Raw genomic sequence first — 21360 nt, 5'->3', positions numbered from 1 at the left:
ATAGTCACTCCCCGCCGATCACGCACTTCCGATCGCGCCAAACTATCCGGAAAGGGACACTCGGGAGCGGTGGGCGCACGATCGAGGGTCAGGGGCGGGGGCCCAGGCGGGCCTGGAGGGCCTCGCGGACCGGATCCGGGACGTGGGCGGAGATGTCGCCGCCCCACTTGGCCACGTCCTTGACGAGGCTGGAGGAGAGGAACGAGTAGAGCGGGTTGGTCGGCATGAAGAGCGTCTCGACGCCGGCCAGCCCGATGTTCATCTGGGCCATCTGCAACTCGTAGTCGAAGTCGCTGACCGCCCGCAGCCCCTTGATCAGCACGCTCGCCTGCTGGGCGCGGCAGAAGTCGACAAGCAGCCCCCGGAACGACTCGACCCGTACGTTGCCGTACGAGGAGGTCACCTCGCGGAGCATGTCGATGCGCTCCTCGACGGTGAACAGGCCGCTCTTCGACTGGTTCACCAGCACGCCGACGATCACCTCATCGAACAGCCGACTGGCGCGGCCGATGATGTCGAGGTGTCCGTTGGTGACCGGGTCGAACGAGCCGGGACACACCGCACGTCTCATGATCGGCGACCGTACCAAAGGGTGGTCTCGCCGTACCGGCGACTGCGCTCGGGGGTGATCCCCTCCACCCACTCGAACTGCCTGGTCCGACGGGACCGCTCCACCACCACCAACGCGTCGGGCGCCAGCCAGCCCCCGTCGACGAGCGCCGTCAGCAGCGCGGCGATCTCCGCGTCCGGCACGGCGTAGGGCGGGTCGGCGAAGACCACGTCGTACGGCCCGCCGTCGGGCCCGGAGGCCAGCACTGTCGCCACCCTGGCGGTGACCAGACGGACGGCGGGACCGGCCCGCAGGGTCGCCACGTTCTCCCGGATCACGCGCGCCGCCCGCGGATCGGACTCGACAAGCAGGACGTGCCGGGCGCCCCGGGACAGCGCCTCCAGCCCGACCGCGCCGGAACCGGCGTACAGGTCGGCGAAGCGCGCCCCGTCCAGGTCGACCTCGGCCTCGATGGCACTGAACAGCGCCTCGCGGACCCGGTCGGAGGTGGGTCGGGTGCCGGCGCCGGGCGGCGCCGCGATCCGCCGGCCCCCGAGCGTCCCGGCCACGATCCGGGTCACCGTCTCCTCCTGCTCATGGCCCCGACGCTACGCGACCCGTTGGACCAGCCGTCCGACACGGTCGGTACCGCCACGAGGATGACGCGATCACTTCTCGTATATCAATGATCTCAAGTTAATAACATCCGTCTTAGCAAATCCTGAGCGCTGTATCACGCACGGCGATCTCGCTAGGGTCTGCCGGGTGCCGGCGGCCAACCCACCGGCCCACGGCTCGGGAGGGCGCCTCACCGATCGGACGTGCAGTGACCGTCCACTGTCGCTCCCGTGCCACACCCCTAACGCTTCAGCACTCCAGGAGTACCCGTGATCCGTCCCAAGCTGTCGCTCCGGCGACCGCTGGCCATCCTGGGAGCCGCCCTCGTCGGCCTCACCGGGGTCGCCGCGGTAGCCACCCCAGCCAGCGCGCACCACACCGAGATCAGCGCCACCGCCGACTGCGACCGGCTCACCGGCGAGCGCGTGATCACCTGGAAGGTGAAGAACAGCGAAGACAACAAGGACGCGACCATCCAGAAGGTGACCTCCGACCCGGACACCCCGGTGACGTCGCTGGTCGAGGGGGTGAAGGAGGCGAAGCCGCTGCAGGGGCTGGTCATCCCCATGGCCTCCTCCAAGCTGGCCGTCCAGCGGGTGCCCGGCAACACCACCAAGGCCCACCTCCAGGTCTACGCCGAGTGGATCAAGGAGGGGAAGGTCACGGCGTTCCACACCGCCAACGGCGACATCGACCTCGCGGCCGACAAGGCCTGCACCCCGGCTCCGAAGTGCGTCGAGGTCGACAAGGCCACGTACAGCCACACCTTCGACGGTCCGAAGGGCACCGCCACCGTCAAGCTCGACGGTGACCTGCCGCTCTGCGGCGACGGTAAGCAGTGGTTCACGCTGGTGTCGTACTTCGCGCCGCGTCCGCAGTTCGCCACTCCGCAGTACGTCTACGGGACCCCGGACAGCAACTGGATCGGTGGCACCCAGACCGAGATCACGCTGAACGTGGAGATCCCGGACTGCCACACCCAGGTCGACCTCATCTGGGGCGGCAAGGACCAGGTCATCGACGAGATCGTCGACGGCGGCACGCGCTACGACAACAAGAAGCTCGGCTCGCCCGGCGCTCCGGGCAACCGGTCCAAGGGCCCGCAGGGCTGGTACAACGGCGGCAGCAAGAGCTGCGTCACCCCGGCCTCGACCTTCGCGTCCAAGTGCGACGGTTCGGTCGCCGTCTCGCTGAGCAACGACGGCAAGATCAGCAAGTACGCCGTCGAGTTCGAGGTCAAGGGCGAGAACGGCTTCACCAAGAAGGTCTCCGTCGCGCCGGGTAAGGCCGACACCAGCATCGTGGTGCCCGCCGCCGACGCCGGCAAGATCGAGGTGCTGGTCGACGGCAAGGTCATCGAGAACGGCACGTACTCGTGGCAGCGCCCCGAGGACTGCCCGCTGCCGGCCGTCACCACCAAGGCCGACTGCAAGGAGTTCGCCCTCACCGTGACCAACCCCGAGGGTGGCCTGCCGGTGAAGACCACCTTCACCTACGGCGACAAGACCGAGACCCGTACGGTCGCGGCCGGCGCCTCGGAGACGGTGACCTTCAAGGCCGGCAAGGACAAGACCGCTGTCGTCGCCCTGCCGGACATGGACCTGGAGCTTGAGGCGATCTACACGCCGGAGGGCAACTGCGGCGGCAGCGGTGGTGGCGGCGGCGACGAGCCGGGCCTCCCGGTCACCGGCGCGGCGGCGGGCGGCATCGCCGCCGGCGCGGTCGCCCTGCTGATCGCGGGCGCGGTGCTCTTCGTCATCGCCCGTCGGCGTCGGGTGACCTTCACCGCCTGACCTGACCTGAGCTGAAGCCCGAGGGCGCGTCGACCACCCGGTCGACGCGCCCTCGGCCTTTGCTGCTGCGACTCGGGATCACTGAAACCGGGATGTCCCCTTGGCAGGGACAGCCCGGTTTCCTGGAACTGGAGTGGATCAACGGTCCAGGTCGGACCGACGGATGTCAGCCCTTCTCCAGGTACTCCGCGCGGTCCTCGTCGACAAGGGCCGCGACCGACGCGGCCAACGCGGGGTTGCGGGCCAGCTCGGGATCGTCCTCGATCAGGGTGATCGCCTCGGCGCGGGCGTCGCGGATCAGGTCGGCGTCGCGTTTCAGGGACAGCAGGCGCAGGTGCGAGCGGTGACCGGACTGGGTGGCGCCCAGCACGTCGCCCTCGCGGCGCTGCTCCAGATCCAGTTCGGCGAGCTTGAACCCGTCGCCTGTGGACGCCACCGCGTCCAGCCGTTCCCGCGCCGACGAGCCCTCGGCGGCCTCGCTGACCAGCAGGCAGAGCCCGGCGGCAGCGCCCCGGCCGACCCGGCCGCGCAACTGGTGCAGTTGCGAGACACCGAACCGGTCGGCGTCCAGCACGATCATCACGGTGGCGTTCGGCACGTCCACACCGACCTCGATGACCGTGGTCGCCACCAGCACGTCCAGGTCACCGGCCGCGAAGGAGCGCATCACCGCGTCCTTCTCGTCGGCGGGTAGGCGACCGTGCAGGACCCCGATCCGCAGACCGTGCAGCGGCCCCTCGGCCAGCAGCGGGGCCACCTCGGTCACCGCGAGGGGCGGCCGTCGACCGTTGTCGTCCTCGGGCGGCGGCTCGTCCTCCGACGCGGGCCCCTCTCCGATGCGCGGGCACACCACGTACGCCTGGTGGCCGGCGGCGACCTCCTCGCGCAGCCGACGCCAGGCCCGGTCCAGGAAGGCGGGCTTCTCGGCGGCCGGCACCACGTGCGAGGCGATCGGCGACCGGCCCCGGGGCAGTTGGGAGAGGGTCGACACCTCCAGGTCGCCGTAGACGGTCATCGCCACCGTGCGCGGGATCGGGGTGGCCGTCATCACCAGGGTGTGCGGCGGCTGGTCGGCCTTGGCGCGCAGGGCGTCGCGCTGCTCCACCCCAAAGCGGTGCTGCTCGTCGACGACCACGAGCCCCAGGTCGGCGAAGTCGACGCCCTCGTAGAGCAGCGCGTGGGTGCCGAGCACGATCCCGGCGTTGCCGCTGGCCACCTCGCCGAGCGCCCGGCGGCGCGCCGCCGCCCCCAGCGAGCCGGTGACCAGCTCGACCCGGGTGGCGTGCTCGGCGGAATCCAGCTCACCGGCCCGCCCGAGGGGCCCGAGCAGGTCGAGCATGCCCCGGTGGTGCTGGGCGGCCAGCACCTCGGTGGGAGCGAGCAGCGCGGCCTGTCCGCCGGCGTCGACCACCTGGAGCATGGCCCGCAACGCCACCACCGTCTTGCCCGAACCCACCTCACCCTGCAACAACCGGTGCATCGGGTGTTCGGCGGCAAGATCCTCGGCGATCTCCGCGCCCACCTCGCGCTGGCCGGCGGTCAGCTCGTACGGCAGTCGGGCGTCGAAGGCGTCCAGCAGCCCGCCGGCGCGCGGCGGGCGGGGGCGGGCCGGCCAGTCGGCGGCCCGGTGCTTGCGCTGCACAAGGGTCAGCTGGACGGCGAACGCCTCGTCCCACTTGAGCCGGTGTCGGGCCCGGTAGAGCTCCTCCTTGCTGGACGGGCGGTGGATCTCGCGTAGCGCGGTGCCCAGGCCGACGAGTTTGCGGTCGGCACGCACGGTTGCCGGCAACGGATCCTCCGGCGGCGTGAACGTGTCCAGCACGACGCGTACGCAGCGGGCGATCACCCAGGTCGGGACGGCCGCCGCCGCCGGGTACACGGGGATCAGCGCGCCGGCGAACTCCTCGATCTCGTCGCTGACCGCCGCCTCGCCCTCGCCGCCCTCGCCGAGCAGGACGTACTCCGGGCCGTTGAGCTGACGCTTGCTCCGGAACTCGGTGACCTTGCCGGCGAACAGCCCCCACCGGCCCGGGCGCAGCTCCCGTTCACGCCACGCCTGGTTGCCGAAGAACGTAAGCGTCAGCAAGCCGCCGGAGCCGTCGCCGACGGTCACCTCCAGCAGGTTGCCCCGACGTTGACGCATCGGCCGCACGGCGGTGCGCTGCACCTGGGCCAGCACGGTGACCTGCTCGCCGACGTCCAGCGACCGGATGTCGGTGTGCTCGCCGCGCTCGTCGTAGCGGCGCGGGAAGTGGTAGATCAGGTCACCCGCGGTGTGCAGGTCGAGGTGGGCGGCAAGTGCCTTGGCCGTCTTGTCCCCGACGAGCTTCTTCAACGGCGTGTCGACAGTGGCCGGCTCGCTCATTCGACCCCCACCAGGAGCGGATAGAACGGCTGGCCGCCCGGGTACGCCTGCACCTCGACGAACGGCCAGCGCCGCGCGACGTGCGCGCGGACGGCATCGGTGAGCCCGGCGGGGGCGTCCACCCCGGCCAGCAGGGTGACCAACTCCCCGCCGCCGCCGAGCATCCGGTCGACCACCGCGGCGCAGGTGTCGGTGAGGTCGGTGCCGATGAGGTGCACCTCCCCCTCGACAAGCGCCAGGACGTCACCGGGACGGCAGGGGCCGGCGACCGTCAGCGCCTCCCGGCTGGCGTGGCAGACCTCGGCGTAGCGGCAGGCGCCGGCCGCTTCGGCCATCGCGATCACGTCGTCCTCGAAGCGGCGGGTGCCGTCCCGCACCGCGAGGGCCGCGAGGGCCTGCACCGGCGAACGGGTCGGCACCACGCTCACCTTGATGCCGTGCCGATGCGCCTCGCGAGACGCCGCGCTCGCGACCGCCTCGGCGTTGGGGTCGTTGGGCAGCACCACCACCCGGGCTGCTCCGGTGCTGCGCACGGCGTCCAGCAGCTCACCGGTCGACGGATTGCCGGGCACCACAGTCGCGCCCTCGGCGGCGAACAGCTCGGCGAGCCCGCTGCCGGTGGCCACCACCACGGCGGCCCGGCCGTCCTCGGTCGGGCCGACGGACGGCTCCGGCTGGTCGGCGAAGCGGGTCACCGAGATCCGGTACGGGCGGCCGGCGGCGACCCCCGCCTCGACCGCCGCGCCCACGTCGTTGACGTGCACGTGCACGTTCCAGGTGCCGCCCGGTGCGCGCCCGTCGCCGACGACGACGAGCGAGTCACCAAGCGCCTCCAGTGTCCGGCGCAGCAGAGCCACCGCGTCGGGGTGCGCGTCGAGCAGGAACTGCACCTCGTAGGCGTACTCCTCGGAGCCGGTCTCCCGCGCGACGGTGGCCGCCGGGCGGGCGGTGCGCGGCGGCGGCGCGAGAGGGGTGGCGCTCTCCCCGGTGAGCACCTCGACCAGGGCGTCGAGCAGGACGCAGAGGCCCCGGCCGCCCGCGTCGACGACGCCCGCGCGGGCCAGGGCCGGCAGTTGCTCGGGCGTGCGGGCCAGGGCCTCGGTCGCCGCTCGCGCCGCGTCGCGGGCCACCGCCGGCAGGTCGTCGCTGCCCGCCTGCTCGGCCCCGGTGGCCGCCGCGGCGACGACGGTGAGCAGGGTGCCCTCGACGGGACGGCTGACCGCCGTGTACGCGGCGACGGTCGCGGCCCGCAGCGCGACGGCCAGGGCCCTCCCGCGCACCGCCGGCACGGCGACGACGGCGTCGGCGAAGCCGCGCAGGATCTGCGAGAGGATGACCCCCGAGTTGCCCCGGGCGCCGAGCAGCGCGCCCTGGGCCATCAACCGCAGGACGTGCCCGTGGGCGGTGGGGCCGCTGTCGGGGAGGGTGTCCAGGTCCATCGAGAGCGCCTGCTGGGCCGAGGTGAGGGTGAGCACCAGGTTGGTGCCTGTGTCACCGTCGGGCACCGGATAGACGTTGAGCTCGTCGATCTCACCCTGGTGGCGCTTGAGCGCGGCCAGCCCGCTCGCACACCAGCGGCGGACCGCGGCGGCGTCGAGGGTGTCCAGCACGGCCAGAAGCCTACTGTTGCGCACCGACACGCGCCGGGCTCGTCCGGCGTGTCCGCCCGCGCCCGGTCCGATGGTGCTCCCGGCCCTGGTCGACGCCTCCGGTACGGTTGCCGTCGGGCCGGCCCACCGGCCCACCGGCAGGCCCGATCCGGGCCGGGCACGACCGCCCGACCGGGCCGGTTGGCCGGCCCGGCGAGTCATCGGGTAACCTGACCAGGTTGCCCGGGCAGCACCTGCCGGCGACCTCATGAACGTTTCAATCCCAGGAGTATCCCGTGGCTAGCGTGTGCGACGTCTGTGGCAAGGGACCGGGCTTCGGCCACAACGTGTCCCACTCGCACCGGCGGACCAACCGCCGCTGGAACCCGAACATCCAGTCGGTGCGTACCCCGGCCGGTGGCGGCAACACCAAGAAGTTGCAGGTCTGCACCTCGTGCATCAAGGCCGGCAAGGTCACCCGCGCCTGACGCGGCGGCACCAACTCTTCTCGTTCGGTTCAGCCGGCGGCCCCTGCGGTCCGCCGGCTGAGTCGTGTCCACCCCCGGGTGGGCACCGGCCGTTCAGAGCGTGCGGCCGAAGGAGAGGCAGCCCTCCGCGTCCTTGTAGAAGCCGAAGTTCGGGATCCGGTCGTAACCGGCGGACGCGTACATGGTGATCGCCTCGGGCTGCTTGTCCCCACACTCCAGGACCATCCGCTTGCGGCCCTGCTCGCGGGCCGAGCGCTCGACGGCCGCGAGGACCGTCCGCGCCACGCCACGCCCACGGGCTGCCGGGGCCGTGTACATCCGCTTCAGCTCGGCGGTGTCCTCGCCGTGGCTGCGCCAGCCGCCGCAACCGACCGGCTCACCGGCCAGGTAGGCGACGAGGAACGCGCCGTCCGGCGGCTCGAACTCGCTGGCGGCGACCGGCGTGTCGTCGCCGGTACCCCCGTAACGGGTCGCCAGGTCCGCCAGCGCGGCCCGGATCAACTGCTGCGCCACCGGCGCGTCGAACCGCACCACCCGGATCTCGATCTCACTCACAGTGCCCAGAATACGGCGGGCTCCCGGCGTCAGCGGAAGTGGTCCCAGCCCCGGGGCCCGTCGTACGCGCCGCCGTCGACCGTCACCTCAGCACCCTCCGTCACCAGGCCGATGGGCCGCCACTCCGGCGGCAACGCCACCGTCGGGGGAAAGGTCGCGGCCAGCGCGTGGTCCTCGCCACCGGCGAGAATCCAGGTGTACGGGTCGACACCGAGCGCCCGCGCGGCGTCGGCCATCTGCCGGGGCACCTCGAACGCGTCGCGGCGCACGTCGATCGCCACACCGCTGGCCCGCGCCACGTGCCCGAGGTCGGCGAGGAGCCCGTCCGACACGTCGATCATCGAGGTCGCGCCGAGCAGGGCGGCCTGCGGCCCGGCCGGGTAGGCGACCTGCGGCCGCCGGTACGCCTCGACCAGCAGCCGGGGGGTGCGGAACCCCCGGGTGAGCACGGTCAGCCCGGCCGCCGCGTACCCGATTCGGCCGGCCAGGGCCAGCACGTCCCCGGGGCGGGCGCCCGAGCGCACCACGGGCGCCCGGCCGCCGAGGTCGCCCAGCGCGGTGACCGCGATGGTCAGGGTGGGGCTCGCCGACATGTCCCCGCCGACCACGCTCGCACCGACCGTGGCGGCTTCCGCGGCCAATCCGTCGGCCAGGCCCTCTGCCCAGCTCGTCTCCAGGTCGGCGGGCATGCACAGGGCGACCAGCAGGGCGGTCGGGGTGGCGCCCATCGCCGCGATGTCGGCCAGGTTGGCCGCCGCGGCCCGGTGACCGACGTCCGCCGCCGAGCACCAGTCCCGCCGGAAGTGCCGCCCGTCGACGAGCACGTCCGTGCAGGCGACGACCCGGGCGTCCGGCGCGGCCACCACCGCCGCGTCGTCACCCGGGCCGAGCAGTGTCGTCGGGCCCATCGCCAACCGGGCGGTGACCCGCCCGATCAGCCCGAACTCGCCGATCCCGGCCACGTTGGCCCCACCACCGGCGTTCCGCCCGTGCTGCCCGGCACCGCCGCGCTCGCTCACCGCTGCTCCTTGACGACCGATAGGGATCAGACCTGGTCCGTAAGGTAGTTTCACCCTTCGGGCCGCTCCCGGGCGGCGACGGACGGAGGTCGAGTCGTGGTACAGGCGTACATCCTCATCCAGACCGAGGTGGGCCGCGCACGTGACGTGGCGGGTCTCATCGCGGACATCGCCGGCGTGGTACGCGTCGACGCCGTCACCGGGCCGTACGACGTGGTCGTCCTCACCGAGGCGAACACCGTCGACGAGCTCGGCAAACTGATCGTCAGCAAGGTGCAGATGGTGCCCGGCATCACCCGCACCCTCACATGTTCGGTGGTGCGGCTGTAAGTGGACGAGATGACGACCTCCTCGGCTGCCCTGGACGACGCCGGAAACCGCGAGCCGGCTGCCGGGAACGGCGAGCCGACTGGCGGAACGCCCGAGCCGGCTGACGGTATCCGCGAGAGCGCCGACCCGGGCGCCGACGCGCCGGCCGGCCGGGACCGGACCATTCGGGGCGCCGCCCTGCTGGCCACGTTGATCGCGCTGCCGGTCACGCTGCTGGTGGCCGTGCTGGCCTTCGCCAAGCTCGCCCCGGACACGCCGGCAGCCGCGCCGAGCCCCTCGGCGAGCACCGCACGCGTGCAGTCCACCGCTCCGGTCGAGATGGCCGCCCCCGCGCTGGCCGAGCGCCCGGCAACGGTCTGCCGCGCGCTGCTCTCCCAACTGCCGCAGACCATCCGTGAGCTGGCCCAGCGCCCGGTCACCGCGGGTCCGGAGCAGAACGCCGCGTACGGCGACCCCGCGCTCACCGTGGCCTGTGGGGGCACCAAACCGACAGTCCCGGCCACCGACGAGGTCTGGATGGTTAATCGGGTCTGCTGGCACCCCGTCGAGGAGGCCGACGTGACGGTGCTCACCACTGTCGACCGGGAGACGCCTGTCACCGTCCGCATCCCGCGCTCGTACGAGCAGCCGTTGCAGTGGGCCTCGCCGATCTCCAGCGCGATCGTGGCGTCGGTGCCCTCGGGCGGCGCCATCCCCGCCGGCTGCCAGAGCTGATCCACTGACCCACGGCCGGCCCCTGCGGCTCCGCTGGCGCGCGGCCCGTGCGCCGGGCCGCGCGTCGAGGCCGCTGGCTCAGTGCAGGCCGACGCCGCGCCGCTGGGCGGTACGGATCAGCCGGTTGACCAGCTTGGGATACTCCAGGCCGGAGGCCGCCCACATCCGGGGGAACATCGACGTCGGGGTGAACCCGGGCATCGTGTTGATCTCGTTGAGGTAGACGTCCAGCTCGGGGGTGACGAAGAAGTCGGCCCGGGCCAGGCCGGCGCAGTCCAGCGCGGTGAACGCGCGGACGGCGTACTCCTGCACCTGGCGGGTCACCCGGTCCGGCAGCCCGGCCGGGATGTCGTACTCGCAGGAGTCGTCGAGGTATTTCGCCTCGAAGTCGTAGAAGTCGTGGTCGGCGACGACCCGCACCTCGGCCAGCACGGACGCCTCGGGGGCACCACCGGCCTCGCCCTCCAGCACTCCGCACTCGATCTCGCGGCCGACGATCGCGGCCTCGATGATGACCTTCGGGTCGAACTGCCGGGCGGTGGCGACCGCCGCGTCCAGGTCGGCCCAGTCGGTGACGCGGGTGATGCCGAACGACGACCCGGCGCGGGACGGTTTGACGAAGACCGGCAGGCCGAGCCGCTCCTTGTCCTGCTCGCCCAGCGTCATCCCGTTGCGCAGCACCGCGTACGCGCCGACCGGGATGCCCTCGACCGCGCAGAGCTTCTTGGTGAACTCCTTGTCCATCGCGGCGGCGGAGGCGAACACGTTCGCCCCCACGTAGGGGATGCCGGCCATCTCCAGCATGCCCTGGATGGTGCCGTCCTCGCCGTACGTGCCGTGCAGGACCGGAAAGACCACGTCCACGTCGGCAAGCGCCCGCGGGCCCTCGGTCGGGTCGAGCACCATCAGCCCGTTGCCGGTCGGGTCGGCGCGCAGCACGATGTCCGCGCCGGAGTCGGCGGTGATCTCCGGAAGCTGGCGGGCGTTGATGGCGAGCTGGGCGGGATCGCCGCTGGTCAGGACCCACTGGCCGGCGCGGGTGATGCCCACCGGCACCACCTCGTACTCGTCGGGGTCGAGTGCGCCGAACACGCTGCCGGCGCTGACGCAGGAGATGCCGTGCTCCGGGCTGCGACCGCCGAAGACGATCGCCACGCGGGTCTTGCCTGGGGTGGTCACTCCGGTCACCTCTTCGTACGCGACTGCGGCTGGTCGTGCTCGCCGGTGGCGCTCACGCGGTTGACCTTACTGTGCGTGGCGATCAGGCGGGGCGATACCCGGCGAGCCACGGACCGACACGGCAATCGGTCAACAGAGCATATACGGTGCGTTACTGAACGCCCCGGGGCCGTTCAGTCCCCGGTGTGCCGCCGGCCGACCGCGATCACCTTCACCCGCTGCCGGCCAGCCCGCACCATACCGAGCGCCATGAACGCCCCGGCGATCCGGTCGGCGGCCTCCCTGCTGCTGGCGCCGACCACCTGGCGGCGGCGTTCGGGGGCGACCCGCTCGTTGCGGTCGATGCCCTCGACGGGACGCACGTCCGTGAGCACGACCAGGAAACGGGTCATCGCCGGACCTCGTGCTGCGCGGCGAGAGACTTCGGATCGGTACGCACGTCGTCTCCTTCCGGCAGGCTCGAACGGGCGGCACGCGGCGATCGGGTACGGGGGAGAAACCCGATCACCGCGCGCCCTATCCCCTCCGGTCGCTCACCACCACCGTCGCCACGACAACCGGCGGTGAGGACGCGATGACAGATTGACACGTCTACAGCCGTGAATGCAACTCTCATCGCCCATCTCTCATGTACCCGTTCCCATGAATGTGTGCGACCATCGATGCATGGCCCCGAAGACCGCCCGCGCCCGCCGACTCGGCATCGCCCTGCGCCACCACCGGGAAGCCGCCGGGCTGACACTGGAGACCGCCGCGGATGAGATCAACAGCACCCGCAGCACCCTCTCCCGCTACGAGAACGCCCAGACGCTGATCAGCCCGGCCACCGTGCGCGCCCTGCTCACCTCGTACGGGGTGAGTTCCGAGGAGGTGGCCGCCGCGGTGCAACTCGCCAAGGACGCCCGCAAACCGGGCTGGTGGGTGTCGTACTCGTACCTGCTCGACCCGCGCACCATCGACTTCATCGCCCTGGAGGCGGAGGCCACCGCCATCGCCAACTTCGAGCCGTCGGTGGTGCCCGGGCTGCTGCAGACCGCCGACTACATCCGCGGCGTGATGCGGGGCGGCCCGCACACCCTCAGCGATGAGCTGGTCGAGCAGCGGGTCAAGGTCCGCCTCGACCGCCAGGTGCGGCTCACCGCCGACACACCACCCATCCTCGACGCGATCATCGACGAGGGCGCGCTGCTGCGCCCGGTCGGCGACCCGTCGGTGATGGACGGCCAGCTACGGCACCTCGTCAAGATGGCCGAACTGCCCAACATCACCGTCCAGGTGATCCCACTCTCCGCCGGTTACCACCGGGGCACCCGAGGCTCGCTGCACATCCTGGAGTTCGCCGACCCGGAGGACCCGATCATCGCCTCGGTGGAGACCGTCGCCGGTCAGATGATCCTCGACCGCGCGGGCGAGACACGTACCTGCGCCAAGATCATGGAGCATCTGCGCAGCGTCGCGCTCAGTCCGGCGGACAGCCGGGCGATGCTCCTGTCAGTCCTGAAGGGATGGTAGGACCGATGACACCGACGATCACAGCGGCGTTGGCCGCGGCGGCGTGGCGCAAGAGCAGCCGTAGCGGCGATGAGGGCGCCTGCGTGGAGGTGGCCACGATCCCCCGACTGGTGGCCGTCCGCGACTCCAAGGACCCGGCCGGGCCGGCCCTGCTGTTCCCCCCGGCGGCCTGGGCCGCCTTCGCCCAGGCTCCGCCACGCCCCTGACCGGAGCGCGCGACCGCGACCACACCGCGCCCCGCTGACCGGGCCGTCCGCCCGATCAGCGGGGCGCGGGCGCGGATGAGGACGCTCAGGCAAGCGGGCCCGGCCGACGAGCGGGAACTCAGGCGACCAGCGGACGGGGCTCCGGCACCGCGCGCAGCGCCTCCAGGGCGGCGATCGCCACACCCCGGGCACCGGCCATGTCGCGGTCCGGCACCAGCGCGAAGGTGGCCACCGCGGCCTGCTCCTCGCGCAGGACTGTGTGCTCGCGGACCGCCGCCAGGAACCAGTCGCGGAACTCCGGCGCCGCCTCGACCACCCCACCCCCCACGAAGTACGCGTGCGGGTCGGTGAAGTTGGCCGCCACGGTGAACAGGCGACCCAGCGCCATCGCCTGCTGGGTGAAGAGGCCACGGGCCAGTTCGTCACCGGCTTCGCCGTAGCCCCGCACGAGCTTCGCCGCCCGCGCCACCGGCTCGGCGGCCAGCGGGTGCTCGGGATGGCGGGTCAGCCAGTACGGCAGCAGGTTGCGCTCGATACCGGTCAGCGAGGCGACGCTCTCCACGTCGCCCGTGAAGCCGCAGGCGCAGGTGGGCTCCGACTGCCCCGGGCCGAGCAGCCCGTTCAGCGGGATGTGCACGTGGCCCAGCTCGCCGGCCATCCCGGCCGCGCCGGCGATCACCTTGCCGCTCTCGACCACCCCACCGCCGAGGCCCGTGCCGACGATCGCCGAAACCGACGAGCGGCTCATCGCCTCGTCGCCGAAGTACACGTGGTGGGCGTAGAGCGCGGCCGCGTTGCCGTCGTTGTGGTAGATCACCGGCAGGCCCAGCCGCCGCTGGAGCGCCCCCCGCACGTCGAAGCCGCGCCAGGCCGGCTGGGAGAAGTTGGTCGAGCCGCGCGAGGAGATGACGCCCGTGGCGCTGGCCGGGCCGGGCGTGTCCAGCCCGACCGCCCGGACCAACTCGCGCGGCACGCCGGTCTGCGCCAGGGCACCGTCCAGCGCCCGGGCCAGCGCCTCGATCGCCGCGTCCGGCCCGGCGCGCACCTCACTGGGGATCTCCAACAGCCCGTCCACCAGGAACCGGCCGTCCACCGTCAGCACGGTGGCGTTGTTGCTGGTGCCACCGTTGTCCAGGCCGACGACCACCGGCACCCCTGCGCTGCCCACCGAAACCGCCTCCCGCCCTCGTGAGTGTGAGCCGAGGCTAGTGCCAACCCCGCTCCCCCGCCACGCCCGCCCGCCGAAACCGGGTTGGGGGTACCCGTCGAGCCCCGGCGACACCCTGAGTCGCTGTCCCCCGCCCACGGGCGAGCTCAGGCTGGGCGGCGGGCGGTTACCGCTGTGGCGTCCCGGTCCTCGTCGTGCCGCACGCTCGGGACCAGCCCGGCGGCGCGGAACGCGTCGCAGAGCGCATCGGTCTGCGTGGTGCCGGCCTCGACGACCAGGTGTCCACCGGGCGCCAGCCAGTGCGCCGCGTCGACGCCCACCCGGCGCAGCACGGTGAGCCCGTCCGGCCCGCCGTCGAGAGCCACCGGGGCCTCGTGCAGCCGCGCCTCCGGCGGCATCAGCGCCACCGCGTCGGTGGGCACGTACGGGGCGTTTGCCACCACCAGGTCGAGCCGCCCCCGCCAGCGCGGCGGCAGCGGCGCGAACAGGTCGCCCTCGTACACCTCGGCGGGCAGACCGGCGAGGTTGCGGCGGGCGCAGGCGACGGCCGCCGGGTCGATGTCGGCGGCGGCGAGCCAGCGCGGCGCGAGCCGGCGTGCCAGCGCGACAGTGGTAGCCCCGGAGCCGCAGCAGAGGTCGGCCACTGCGGGCGTCGAGCCGGTCAGCTCGACGGCCAGGTCGACAAGCAGGGCCGTCCGGCCGCGGGGCACGAAGACGCCCGCGTCGACGGCGATCCGCAGGCCGCAGAACTCGGCCCAACCGAGCAGGTACTCCAGTGGCTCGCCGGCCACGCGGCGGGCGGTCAGATCGGCAAGCGTCGCCGGGGAGTCCGCGGCAGCCACCAGCAGCTCCGCCTCGTCCTCGGCGTACACGCAGCCGGCGGCGCGCAGCCGCCGTACCAGGGCGGATTGATCGGTGACCGTCACAGGATCCCTCAGGCCGGTCGGGCGGTGTCCAGGGCGGCGGTGATGTCGGCCACCAGGTCGGCCGTGTCCTCCACACCGCAGGAGAGCCGGACGAAGCCGGGGGCGGTGTCGTCCCCCCACTGCGCCCGCCGGTCGGCAGTGGTGTGCAGACCCCCGAAGGAGGTGGCCGCCGCCACCAGTCGCGCGGCCTCGACGAAGCGGGCCACCCGGTCGGCGTCGCCCAGGTCGAACGAGAGCACCCCGGGCATCCGGCGCATCTGGGCCGAGGCCACCGCGTACGCCGGGTCGGCCGGCAGCCCCGGCCAGCGCAGACCTGTCACGTCCGGCCGGGCCGCCAGCAGATCGGCGACGGCGGCGGCGTTCGCGCTCTGCCGTGCCAGCCGCAGGTCGAGGGTCGCCAGCGACCGGTGCGCCAACCAGGCGTCGAACGCGCCCGGGACCGAGCCGGTGCCGGTACGCCAGAGCGTCACCGCTTCGATCACCTCGGCGGACCGGCTGGCCAGGTAGCCCAGCAGCAGGTCGGAGTGGCCGGTGAGCGCCTTGGTGCCGGAGGCCACCACCAGGTCGGCGCCGAGGTCGAGCGGGCGCTGCCCGAGCGGGGTGGCGGTGGTGTTGTCGACCGCGAGCAGGGCGCCGGCGGCGTGCGCCCGCTCCGCCAGGGCGGCCACGTCCACCACGTCGAGACCCGGGTTGGCCGGGGTCTCCACCAGCACCAGCCGGACCCCCTCGAAGGACGGGTACGGGCCCACGGTCGGCACGAAGACCACCCGCACGCCAATCGTCTCCAGCACGGCGGTGGCGAACGCCCGGACGGGGAAGTAGCCGTCGGAGGGCAGCACCACGGTGTCCCCCGGGCGCAGCAGGGTGAGCAGCGTACCGGTGATGGCGGCCTGACCGCTGGCGAAGACCCGGCAGTCGCCGCCCTCCAACTCACCCACGGCGGCCTCCAGCAGCCGCCGGGTCGGGTTGTCGGGGCGGCCGTAGCCGTTCGGCGACGTGCCCTGGCCCTGCCACGGGTCGAGGTGGTAGGGCGCGGCGAAGACCGGACCGGGCAGGAACGGGTCACCCGGTGCCGGCTCGGGCAGGCCGGCGCGTACGCAGCGGGTGCCGTCTCCCAGTTCGCTCATCGGTTCCCTCACTCGTACGACTCGGGCTTGGCGGTTCGGCTCATGAGCGTGTCCACGGCGAGGCGCGGGTCCATCCCCTCGTGGCAGATCCGTTCGACGTGCTCGGTGATCGGCATCTCCACACCGTGGGCGCGAGCCAGGTCACGGATCGCGAGGCAGCTCTTGACTCCCTCGGCGGTCTGCCGCGTCGCGGCCTGCGCCTGCTCCAGCGTCTCGCCCCGGCCCAGGTGCTCGCCGAAGGTGCGGTTGCGGGCCAGCGGGGACGAGCAGGAGGCGACGAGGTCGCCCATGCCGGCCAGGCCGGCGAAGGTGATCGGGTCCGCGCCGAGCGCCACACCGAGGCGGGCCGTCTCGGCCAGCCCCCGGGTCATCAGCATGGCTCGGGTGTTGTCGCCGAAGCCCATCGCGGTGGCGATGCCGTACGACAGCGCGATCACGTTCTTGACCGCGCCGCCCAGCTCGCAGCCGATCACGTCGTCGTTGGTGTACGGCCGCAGGTACGGCGTCCGGATCGACGACTGCACGAGGGCAGTGCGGTCGCTGTTGGTGCCGGCGACCACCGTGGCGGCCGGCTGCTCGGCGGCGATCTCGGGGGCGAGGTTCGGGCCGGAGACCACCACCACCCGGTCCGCGGCCACCCGGGCGGTCTCGACGATGACCTCGCTCATCCGTTTTGTGGTGCCGAGTTCGATGCCCTTCATCAGCGACACCAGGGTGGCGTCCGGGTGCAGGTGCCCGGCCCACTCGGCGAGGTTGCCGCGCAGGGTCTGCGACGGTACGGCCAGCACCACCACCTCGGCGCCGCTGATCGCCTCGACGGCGTCGGTGGTGGCGGTGACCCGGGCGGGCAGCAGCAGGTCCGGCAGGTACTCCGGGTTGCGCCGCTCGGCGCGGATGCTCTCGGCCACCGGGGCGCGGCGGGCCCACACGGTCACGTCCCGCCCCGCGTCGGCCAGGATCTTGGCGAAGGCGGTGCCCCAGGAGCCGGCGCCCAGCACCGCGACGTGGCCGCTCATGCCGCTTCACCGTGGTGGCGCTCGACGGACGGTCGGGTGGGTCGCTCCCACAACGGCGGCGGCGTGCCGCCACGGATCTCGACGAGCATGTCCCGCAGCCGCAGCATGATGGCGTCCGTCATCTCCTCGAGGGTGGCCCGGGTCGGCGGAGCGCCCGCCCAGCGGCTCAGGTCGACAGGTTCGCCGGCGACCACCGTCACCGGGATCCGGGGGCGTGGGTTCAGCCGGCTGGTCCGCGGGTCGAAGATCCGCTCCGGCCCCCACATCACCAGCGGCACCACGGGTGCGCCGGTGGCGAGGGCCAGCCGGGCGGCGCCGGTCTTGGCCTTCATCGGCCACAGGTCCGGCTGCCGGGTGGTGGTGCCCTCCGGGTAGATCACCACCGCGCCCCCCTCGTCGAGCGCGGCGATCGACTTGTCGAGCGAGCGGACGGCGTCCACGCTGCCGCGCTCGACCGGGATCTGCCGACAGCGGTGCAGGATCCACCCGACCACCGGCACCCGGAACACGCTGGCCTTGCCCAGGTACTGCGGCCACCGCCCGGAGTCGTAGATGAAGTGCGCGGAGACCAGCGGGTCGGCGTGCGAGATGTGGTTGGCGACGATGATCATCCCACCGTCGGAGGCGAGGTGCTCCTGGCCACGCCAGGTCCGCCGGGTCCAGACGGTCATCACCGGCTTGACCAGCCCCACGGCGAACCGTTGCCAGAACCCCAGCCTCCGCCGTGCCACTGTGCCTCCTCGTCGCGCCCCGACCCGCCGCGGGCCTCACCCGCGACACCCGCAGCGGAAATCATGCCTGCTCGCCCCCGGTACGGCCAGCGAGGGTCCCGTCGTCCGGCTGGCAGGATTGCGGACGTGAGTGAGCCGAGGTGGGCCGTGGTGGTGCCGGTGAAGCGTCTGGCCGCGGCCAAGAGCCGGCTGCGGGGCGCGCTGCCCGGCGTACCGCATGAGGAGCTGGCGCTGGCGCTGGCGGCCGACACGCTCCGCGCGGTGCTGGCCTGCCCGGCGGTCGCCGAGGCCCTGGTGGTGACCGACGACGCACGGGTGGCGGCCGCGGCGCGGGCCGCCGGGGCGCGGACGCTGCCCGACGTGCCGGACGCCGGCCTGAACGCGGCGTTCCGGCACGGCGCGGCACAAACCCCCGGGCGGTGGGTGGCCGGGCTCACCGCCGACCTGCCGGCGCTGCGCCCGGCCGAGCTGGCCGACGCGCTGCTCGCGGCCCAACACGACTCCGAAGGGGTACGCCGGTTCGTGGCGGACGCCCCCGGCGGTGGGACGGTGCTGCTCGCCGCGCCGCCGGGTGTCGACCTCGACCCACGGTTCGGGGTCGGGTCGGCGGCGGCGCACGCGGCGAGTGGGGCGCTGCCGCTGACCGGCGACTGGCCCAGCCTGCGGCGGGACGTGGACACCGCCGAGGACCTGACCGCCGCCGAGCGGCTCGGGCTGGGCCCGCGCACCGCCGCGCTCCTCGCCGCCGGCTGCCCGGCGCGCTGAAACGAGCTGAGCCGCCGGCTGCCCGGCATGCTGAAACGAGTCGACCCCGCCGGTGTACGGTGCCAGCATGCAGGGCACGGTGGCCACCTACGACGCGGCGACGCGCAGCGGTGTCCTGCTGCTCGACGACGGCACCGAGCTGCGCTTCCCCGCCCGGGCCTTCGACGCCTCCGGCCTACGACTGCTCCGCCTCGGCCAGCGGGTCCGCATCGACACCGATCCCGACGGCGAGGTCGTCCGGGTGACATTGCCGACGATGAACTGAGCTGGCGAGGCCAAGTTCATTTTGCGTTAACTCGAATCGGGTGATTATGAGCGGGTGAGCACCCCTCGCGAGCATCCGGTCACCCCTCCCGCCACCGACCCCCGCAACGGCGCCCGCGTCCGCGGCACCGACGGTCGTTTCCGCCCGTCCCGGGCCGAACGGGCCGGCGCCGCCCGCGCCGACACTCTCGCCGACGACCCGGGCGCGGCCTCCTCCGGGCTCGACGAGGTCATCGAGTCCGGCGTGCCTCCCACGGCGACGGACGGCCCGGCGGCCGGGGCGGCCCTGCCCGGCACCTCCGGCAGCCTCTCCACCGGCCTCCCCACCAACGGTGACGCAGACGACGACCCGCCTGCTGCTCCCCCGCTGCCGGAGGACCGCTTCCTCAACCGGGAGCTGTCCTGGCTCGACTTCAACGCGCGGGTGCTGACCCTCGCCGAGGACCAGCGCACCCCCCTGCTGGAGCGGGCCAAGTTCCTGGCGATCTTCGCCAGCAACCTCGACGAGTTCTACATGGTGCGGATCGCCGGCCTGAAGCGGCGGCTCTCCGCCGGCCTGCCGGTGCGCGGCGGGGACCGGCTGCCCCTGCGCACGCAGCTGGAGCTGATCGCCGAACGGACCGCCGAGCTGGTCGCCCGGCACGCCGCCTGCTTCGTCGACGACGTCCTGCCCCGGCTGGCCGACGAGAGCATCCGCATCCTGCGCTGGGGTGACCTGGGCGGCCCCGAGCGGGAGCGGCTGCGCACCTACTTCCGGGAGCACATCTTCCCGGTGCTCACCCCGCTCGCGGTGGACCCGGCGCACCCGTTCCCGTACATCTCCGGGCGGTCGCTGAACCTGGCGGTGGCGGTTCGCGACCCGGACGGCGGGTCCGAGCTGTTCGCCCGGGTGAAGGTGCCCAACAACGTCCCGCGCTTCGTGCGGGTCGACCGGGACCAGCCGGGCGTGCGGATGCTGCCGGTGGAGGACCTGATCTCCGTGCACCTGGGTCAGCTGTTCAGCGGCATGCAGGTGGTCGAGTGCCACCTGTTCCGGGTCACCCGCAACGCCGAGGTGGAGGTCGACGAGGACCGCGACGAGGACCTGCTCCAGGCCCTCGAGCGGGAGCTGGCCCGGCGCCGGTTCGGGCCGCCGGTCCGCCTGGAGGTCGCCGCCTCGATCTCCGACCACGTACTGGAACTGCTCGTCCGCGAGTTGGACATGGACGACCAGGACGTGCTGCGGGTGCCCGGTCTGCTGGACCTGTCCGCGCTGTGGCAGGTGTACGGCGAGGCCGACCGCCCCGACCTCAAGGACCCGCCGTTCGTGCCGGCCACACATCCCCGGCTCGCCGAGGGCGAGGTGCCGCGCAGCGTCTTCGCCACCCTGCGCGACGGGGACATCCTGGTGCACCACCCGTACCACTCGTTCGCCACGAGCGTGCAGCGCTTCATCGAGCAGGCGGCCGCCGACCCCAACGTGCTTGCCATCAAGCAGACCCTCTACCGCACCAGCGGGGACTCGCCGATCGTCGACGCGCTCGTCGACGCGGCCGCCGCCGGCAAGCAGGTGGTGGTGCTGGTCGAGGTGAAGGCCCGCTTCGACGAGGTCGCCAACATCGGCTGGGCCCGCACCCTGGAACGCGCCGGCTGCCACGTGGTGTACGGCCTGGTGGGGCTCAAGACGCACTGCAAGACCGCGCTGGTGGTCCGGCAGGAGGGCAACCAGATCCGCCGGTACTGCCACATCGGCACCGGCAACTACCACCCGAAGACCGCCCGCCTGTACGAGGACTTCGGCATGCTCACCGCCGACCCGGAGATCGGGGCGGATCTCACCGACCTGTTCAACGTGCTGACCGGCTACAGCCGGCAGACCGCGTACCGGCGGCTGCTGGTCGCCCCGCAGGGCATCCGCAGCGGCCTCATCGAACGCATCGAACGGGAGATCGCGCACGTCCGGCTGGGCATGCCCGGCCTGGTCCAGTTCAAGGTCAACTCGCTGGTCGACGAGGGCGTGACCGACGCGCTGTACCGGGCGTCCCAGGCCGGCGTCCACGTCGACCTGCTCATCCGGGGCATGTGCACGCTGCGCCCGGGGGTGCCGGGGCTGTCGGAGAACATCCGGGTCCGCTCGATCCTCGGCCGGTTCCTGGAGCACTCCCGGGTCTTCCGGTTCGGCAACAACGGCGAGGCCGAGTTCTGGATGGGCTCGGCGGACCTGATGCACCGCAACCTGGACCGGCGGGTGGAGGCGCTGGTGCAGGTGACCGATCCGGTCGCCCGTGCCGAGCTGGACCACGTGCTGACCGCCGCGATGAGCCCGGACGTGGACGCGTTCGAGCTGGCCGGCGACGGCACCTGGACGAGACGTACCGCCGGCGAGGAGGCGGCCCGGGTGCATCTGCAGGAACTGCTGCTGCGCCGCGTCGGTGGCACGGCCGGCTGACCGATCGCGGCATAGGC

At 72.9% G+C, this 21360-nt stretch carries 22 protein-coding genes; 9 read left to right on the top strand and 13 right to left on the bottom strand.

The genetic code is table 11. The features are described 5' to 3' along the window. Nucleotides 1-88: 88 nt before the first annotated feature. Both coaD and rsmD read right to left on the bottom strand, forming a co-directional pair. Nucleotides 89-571 (bottom strand): pantetheine-phosphate adenylyltransferase, encoded by a 483-nt coding sequence (coaD, locus tag AB0K10_RS03100; RefSeq protein ID WP_110562457.1) that lies wholly within the window; start codon nt 569-571, stop codon nt 89-91. Beyond that, nucleotides 568-1131 (bottom strand): 16S rRNA (guanine(966)-N(2))-methyltransferase RsmD, encoded by a 564-nt coding sequence (rsmD, locus tag AB0K10_RS03095; RefSeq protein WP_363679394.1) that lies wholly within the window; start codon nt 1129-1131, stop codon nt 568-570. Before rsmD ends, coaD begins: the two co-directional genes overlap by 4 nt. A 306-nt stretch (nt 1132-1437) precedes the next feature. Between rsmD and AB0K10_RS03090 the strand changes: the two genes are divergently transcribed. After that, complete coding sequence (locus AB0K10_RS03090; protein ID WP_363679392.1) at nt 1438-2961, top strand: cell wall anchor protein; 1524 nt, start codon at nt 1438-1440, stop codon at nt 2959-2961. A 166-nt stretch (nt 2962-3127) separates the two neighbouring features. On the opposite strand, the gene recG is transcribed toward AB0K10_RS03090, so the two are convergent. Both recG and AB0K10_RS03080 read right to left on the bottom strand, forming a co-directional pair. Beyond that, on the bottom strand, nt 3128-5326 hold the full coding sequence (gene recG, locus AB0K10_RS03085) for an ATP-dependent DNA helicase RecG (RefSeq protein ID WP_363679390.1): 2199 nt from the start codon (nt 5324-5326) through the stop codon (nt 3128-3130). Next, the gene (locus tag AB0K10_RS03080; RefSeq protein ID WP_363679388.1) at nt 5323-6936 is read right to left on the bottom strand and encodes a DAK2 domain-containing protein; all 1614 of its coding nucleotides are present in this window, start codon (nt 6934-6936) and stop codon (nt 5323-5325) included. The genes recG and AB0K10_RS03080 overlap by 4 nt, the downstream gene beginning before the upstream one ends. Nucleotides 6937-7211: 275 nt before the next feature. Here AB0K10_RS03080 and rpmB point away from each other — a divergent pair, with 275 nt between their 5' ends. Next, on the top strand, nt 7212-7403 hold the full coding sequence (rpmB, locus tag AB0K10_RS03075) for a 50S ribosomal protein L28 (protein WP_007456456.1): 192 nt from the start codon (nt 7212-7214) through the stop codon (nt 7401-7403). A gap of 93 nt (nt 7404-7496) precedes the next feature. Here rpmB and AB0K10_RS03070 read toward each other — a convergent pair whose 3' ends face one another. Continuing rightward, on the bottom strand, nt 7497-7958 hold the full coding sequence (locus AB0K10_RS03070) for a GNAT family N-acetyltransferase (RefSeq protein WP_363679386.1): 462 nt from the start codon (nt 7956-7958) through the stop codon (nt 7497-7499). A gap of 29 nt (nt 7959-7987) precedes the next feature. Further along, a complete protein-coding gene (locus AB0K10_RS03065) occupies nt 7988-8977 on the bottom strand; it encodes a thiamine-phosphate kinase (protein ID WP_363679384.1) in 990 nt (329 codons plus the stop codon). A 96-nt stretch (nt 8978-9073) separates the two neighbouring features. Here AB0K10_RS03065 and AB0K10_RS03060 point away from each other — a divergent pair, with 96 nt between their 5' ends. Next, nucleotides 9074-9307: an Lrp/AsnC ligand binding domain-containing protein gene (locus AB0K10_RS03060; RefSeq protein WP_007456453.1), complete on the top strand. Its 234-nt coding sequence runs from the start codon at nt 9074-9076 to the stop codon at nt 9305-9307. After that, nucleotides 9308-10021 (top strand): DUF3515 family protein, encoded by a 714-nt coding sequence (locus tag AB0K10_RS03055; RefSeq protein ID WP_363679382.1) that lies wholly within the window; start codon nt 9308-9310, stop codon nt 10019-10021. 78 nt (nt 10022-10099) lie between these two features. Here AB0K10_RS03055 and AB0K10_RS03050 read toward each other — a convergent pair whose 3' ends face one another. Together AB0K10_RS03050 and AB0K10_RS03045 are read right to left on the bottom strand one after the other, a co-directional pair. After that, nucleotides 10100-11200, bottom strand: a complete 1101-nt coding sequence (locus AB0K10_RS03050) for a D-alanine--D-alanine ligase family protein (RefSeq protein WP_363679380.1) — start codon at nt 11198-11200, stop codon at nt 10100-10102. A gap of 173 nt (nt 11201-11373) precedes the next feature. Continuing rightward, nucleotides 11374-11592, bottom strand: coding sequence for a hypothetical protein (locus tag AB0K10_RS03045; protein WP_363679378.1), 219 nt, complete (start codon nt 11590-11592; stop codon nt 11374-11376). 274 nt (nt 11593-11866) lie between these two features. Here AB0K10_RS03045 and AB0K10_RS03040 point away from each other — a divergent pair, with 274 nt between their 5' ends. After that, nucleotides 11867-12712 carry a helix-turn-helix transcriptional regulator gene (locus AB0K10_RS03040; RefSeq protein WP_363679376.1) on the top strand — a complete coding sequence of 282 codons (846 nt, stop codon included), beginning with the start codon at nt 11867-11869 and terminating at the stop codon, nt 12710-12712. 5 nt (nt 12713-12717) lie between these two features. Beyond that, complete coding sequence (locus AB0K10_RS03035; RefSeq protein ID WP_363679374.1) at nt 12718-12918, top strand: DUF397 domain-containing protein; 201 nt, start codon at nt 12718-12720, stop codon at nt 12916-12918. A 118-nt stretch (nt 12919-13036) separates the two neighbouring features. Here the strand turns inward: AB0K10_RS03035 and AB0K10_RS03030 are convergent, their stop codons facing one another. From AB0K10_RS03030 to AB0K10_RS03010, 5 genes are all read right to left on the bottom strand, one after another. After that, the gene (locus AB0K10_RS03030; RefSeq protein WP_363679372.1) at nt 13037-14086 is read right to left on the bottom strand and encodes an ROK family protein; all 1050 of its coding nucleotides are present in this window, start codon (nt 14084-14086) and stop codon (nt 13037-13039) included. Between the two features lie 146 nt (nt 14087-14232). Next, nucleotides 14233-15012: a putative protein N(5)-glutamine methyltransferase gene (locus AB0K10_RS03025; protein WP_363679370.1), complete on the bottom strand. Its 780-nt coding sequence runs from the start codon at nt 15010-15012 to the stop codon at nt 14233-14235. Between the two features lie 8 nt (nt 15013-15020). Then, a complete protein-coding gene (locus tag AB0K10_RS03020; protein WP_363679368.1) occupies nt 15021-16139 on the bottom strand; it encodes a cystathionine gamma-lyase in 1119 nt (372 codons plus the stop codon). 8 nt (nt 16140-16147) lie between these two features. Then, complete coding sequence (locus AB0K10_RS03015; RefSeq protein WP_363679366.1) at nt 16148-17155, bottom strand: NAD(P)H-dependent glycerol-3-phosphate dehydrogenase; 1008 nt, start codon at nt 17153-17155, stop codon at nt 16148-16150. Continuing rightward, nucleotides 17152-17886: a lysophospholipid acyltransferase family protein gene (locus AB0K10_RS03010; RefSeq protein WP_363679364.1), complete on the bottom strand. Its 735-nt coding sequence runs from the start codon at nt 17884-17886 to the stop codon at nt 17152-17154. Before AB0K10_RS03010 ends, AB0K10_RS03015 begins: the two co-directional genes overlap by 4 nt. 126 nt (nt 17887-18012) lie before the next feature. Here AB0K10_RS03010 and cofC point away from each other — a divergent pair, with 126 nt between their 5' ends. The 3 genes from cofC to AB0K10_RS02995 all read left to right on the top strand — a co-directional run bounded on the left by cofC (nt 18013) and on the right by AB0K10_RS02995 (nt 21343). Continuing rightward, nucleotides 18013-18651: a 2-phospho-L-lactate guanylyltransferase gene (gene cofC, locus AB0K10_RS03005; protein WP_363679362.1), complete on the top strand. Its 639-nt coding sequence runs from the start codon at nt 18013-18015 to the stop codon at nt 18649-18651. 67 nt (nt 18652-18718) lie between these two features. After that, on the top strand, nt 18719-18916 hold the full coding sequence (locus AB0K10_RS03000; RefSeq protein ID WP_363679360.1) for a cold-shock protein: 198 nt from the start codon (nt 18719-18721) through the stop codon (nt 18914-18916). 54 nt (nt 18917-18970) lie between these two features. Then, entirely contained in the window at nt 18971-21343 is a 2373-nt protein-coding gene (locus AB0K10_RS02995) for an RNA degradosome polyphosphate kinase (RefSeq protein ID WP_363679358.1), read from the top strand. Nucleotides 21344-21360 lie beyond the last annotated feature (17 nt).

Source organism: Micromonospora sp. NPDC049274 (assembly GCF_040678875.1).
Classification (GTDB): Bacteria; Actinomycetota; Actinomycetes; order Mycobacteriales; family Micromonosporaceae; genus Micromonospora.
Note: the sequence above shows the minus strand (reverse complement) of the source record. Positions and strands in the feature narration are given on the sequence as shown.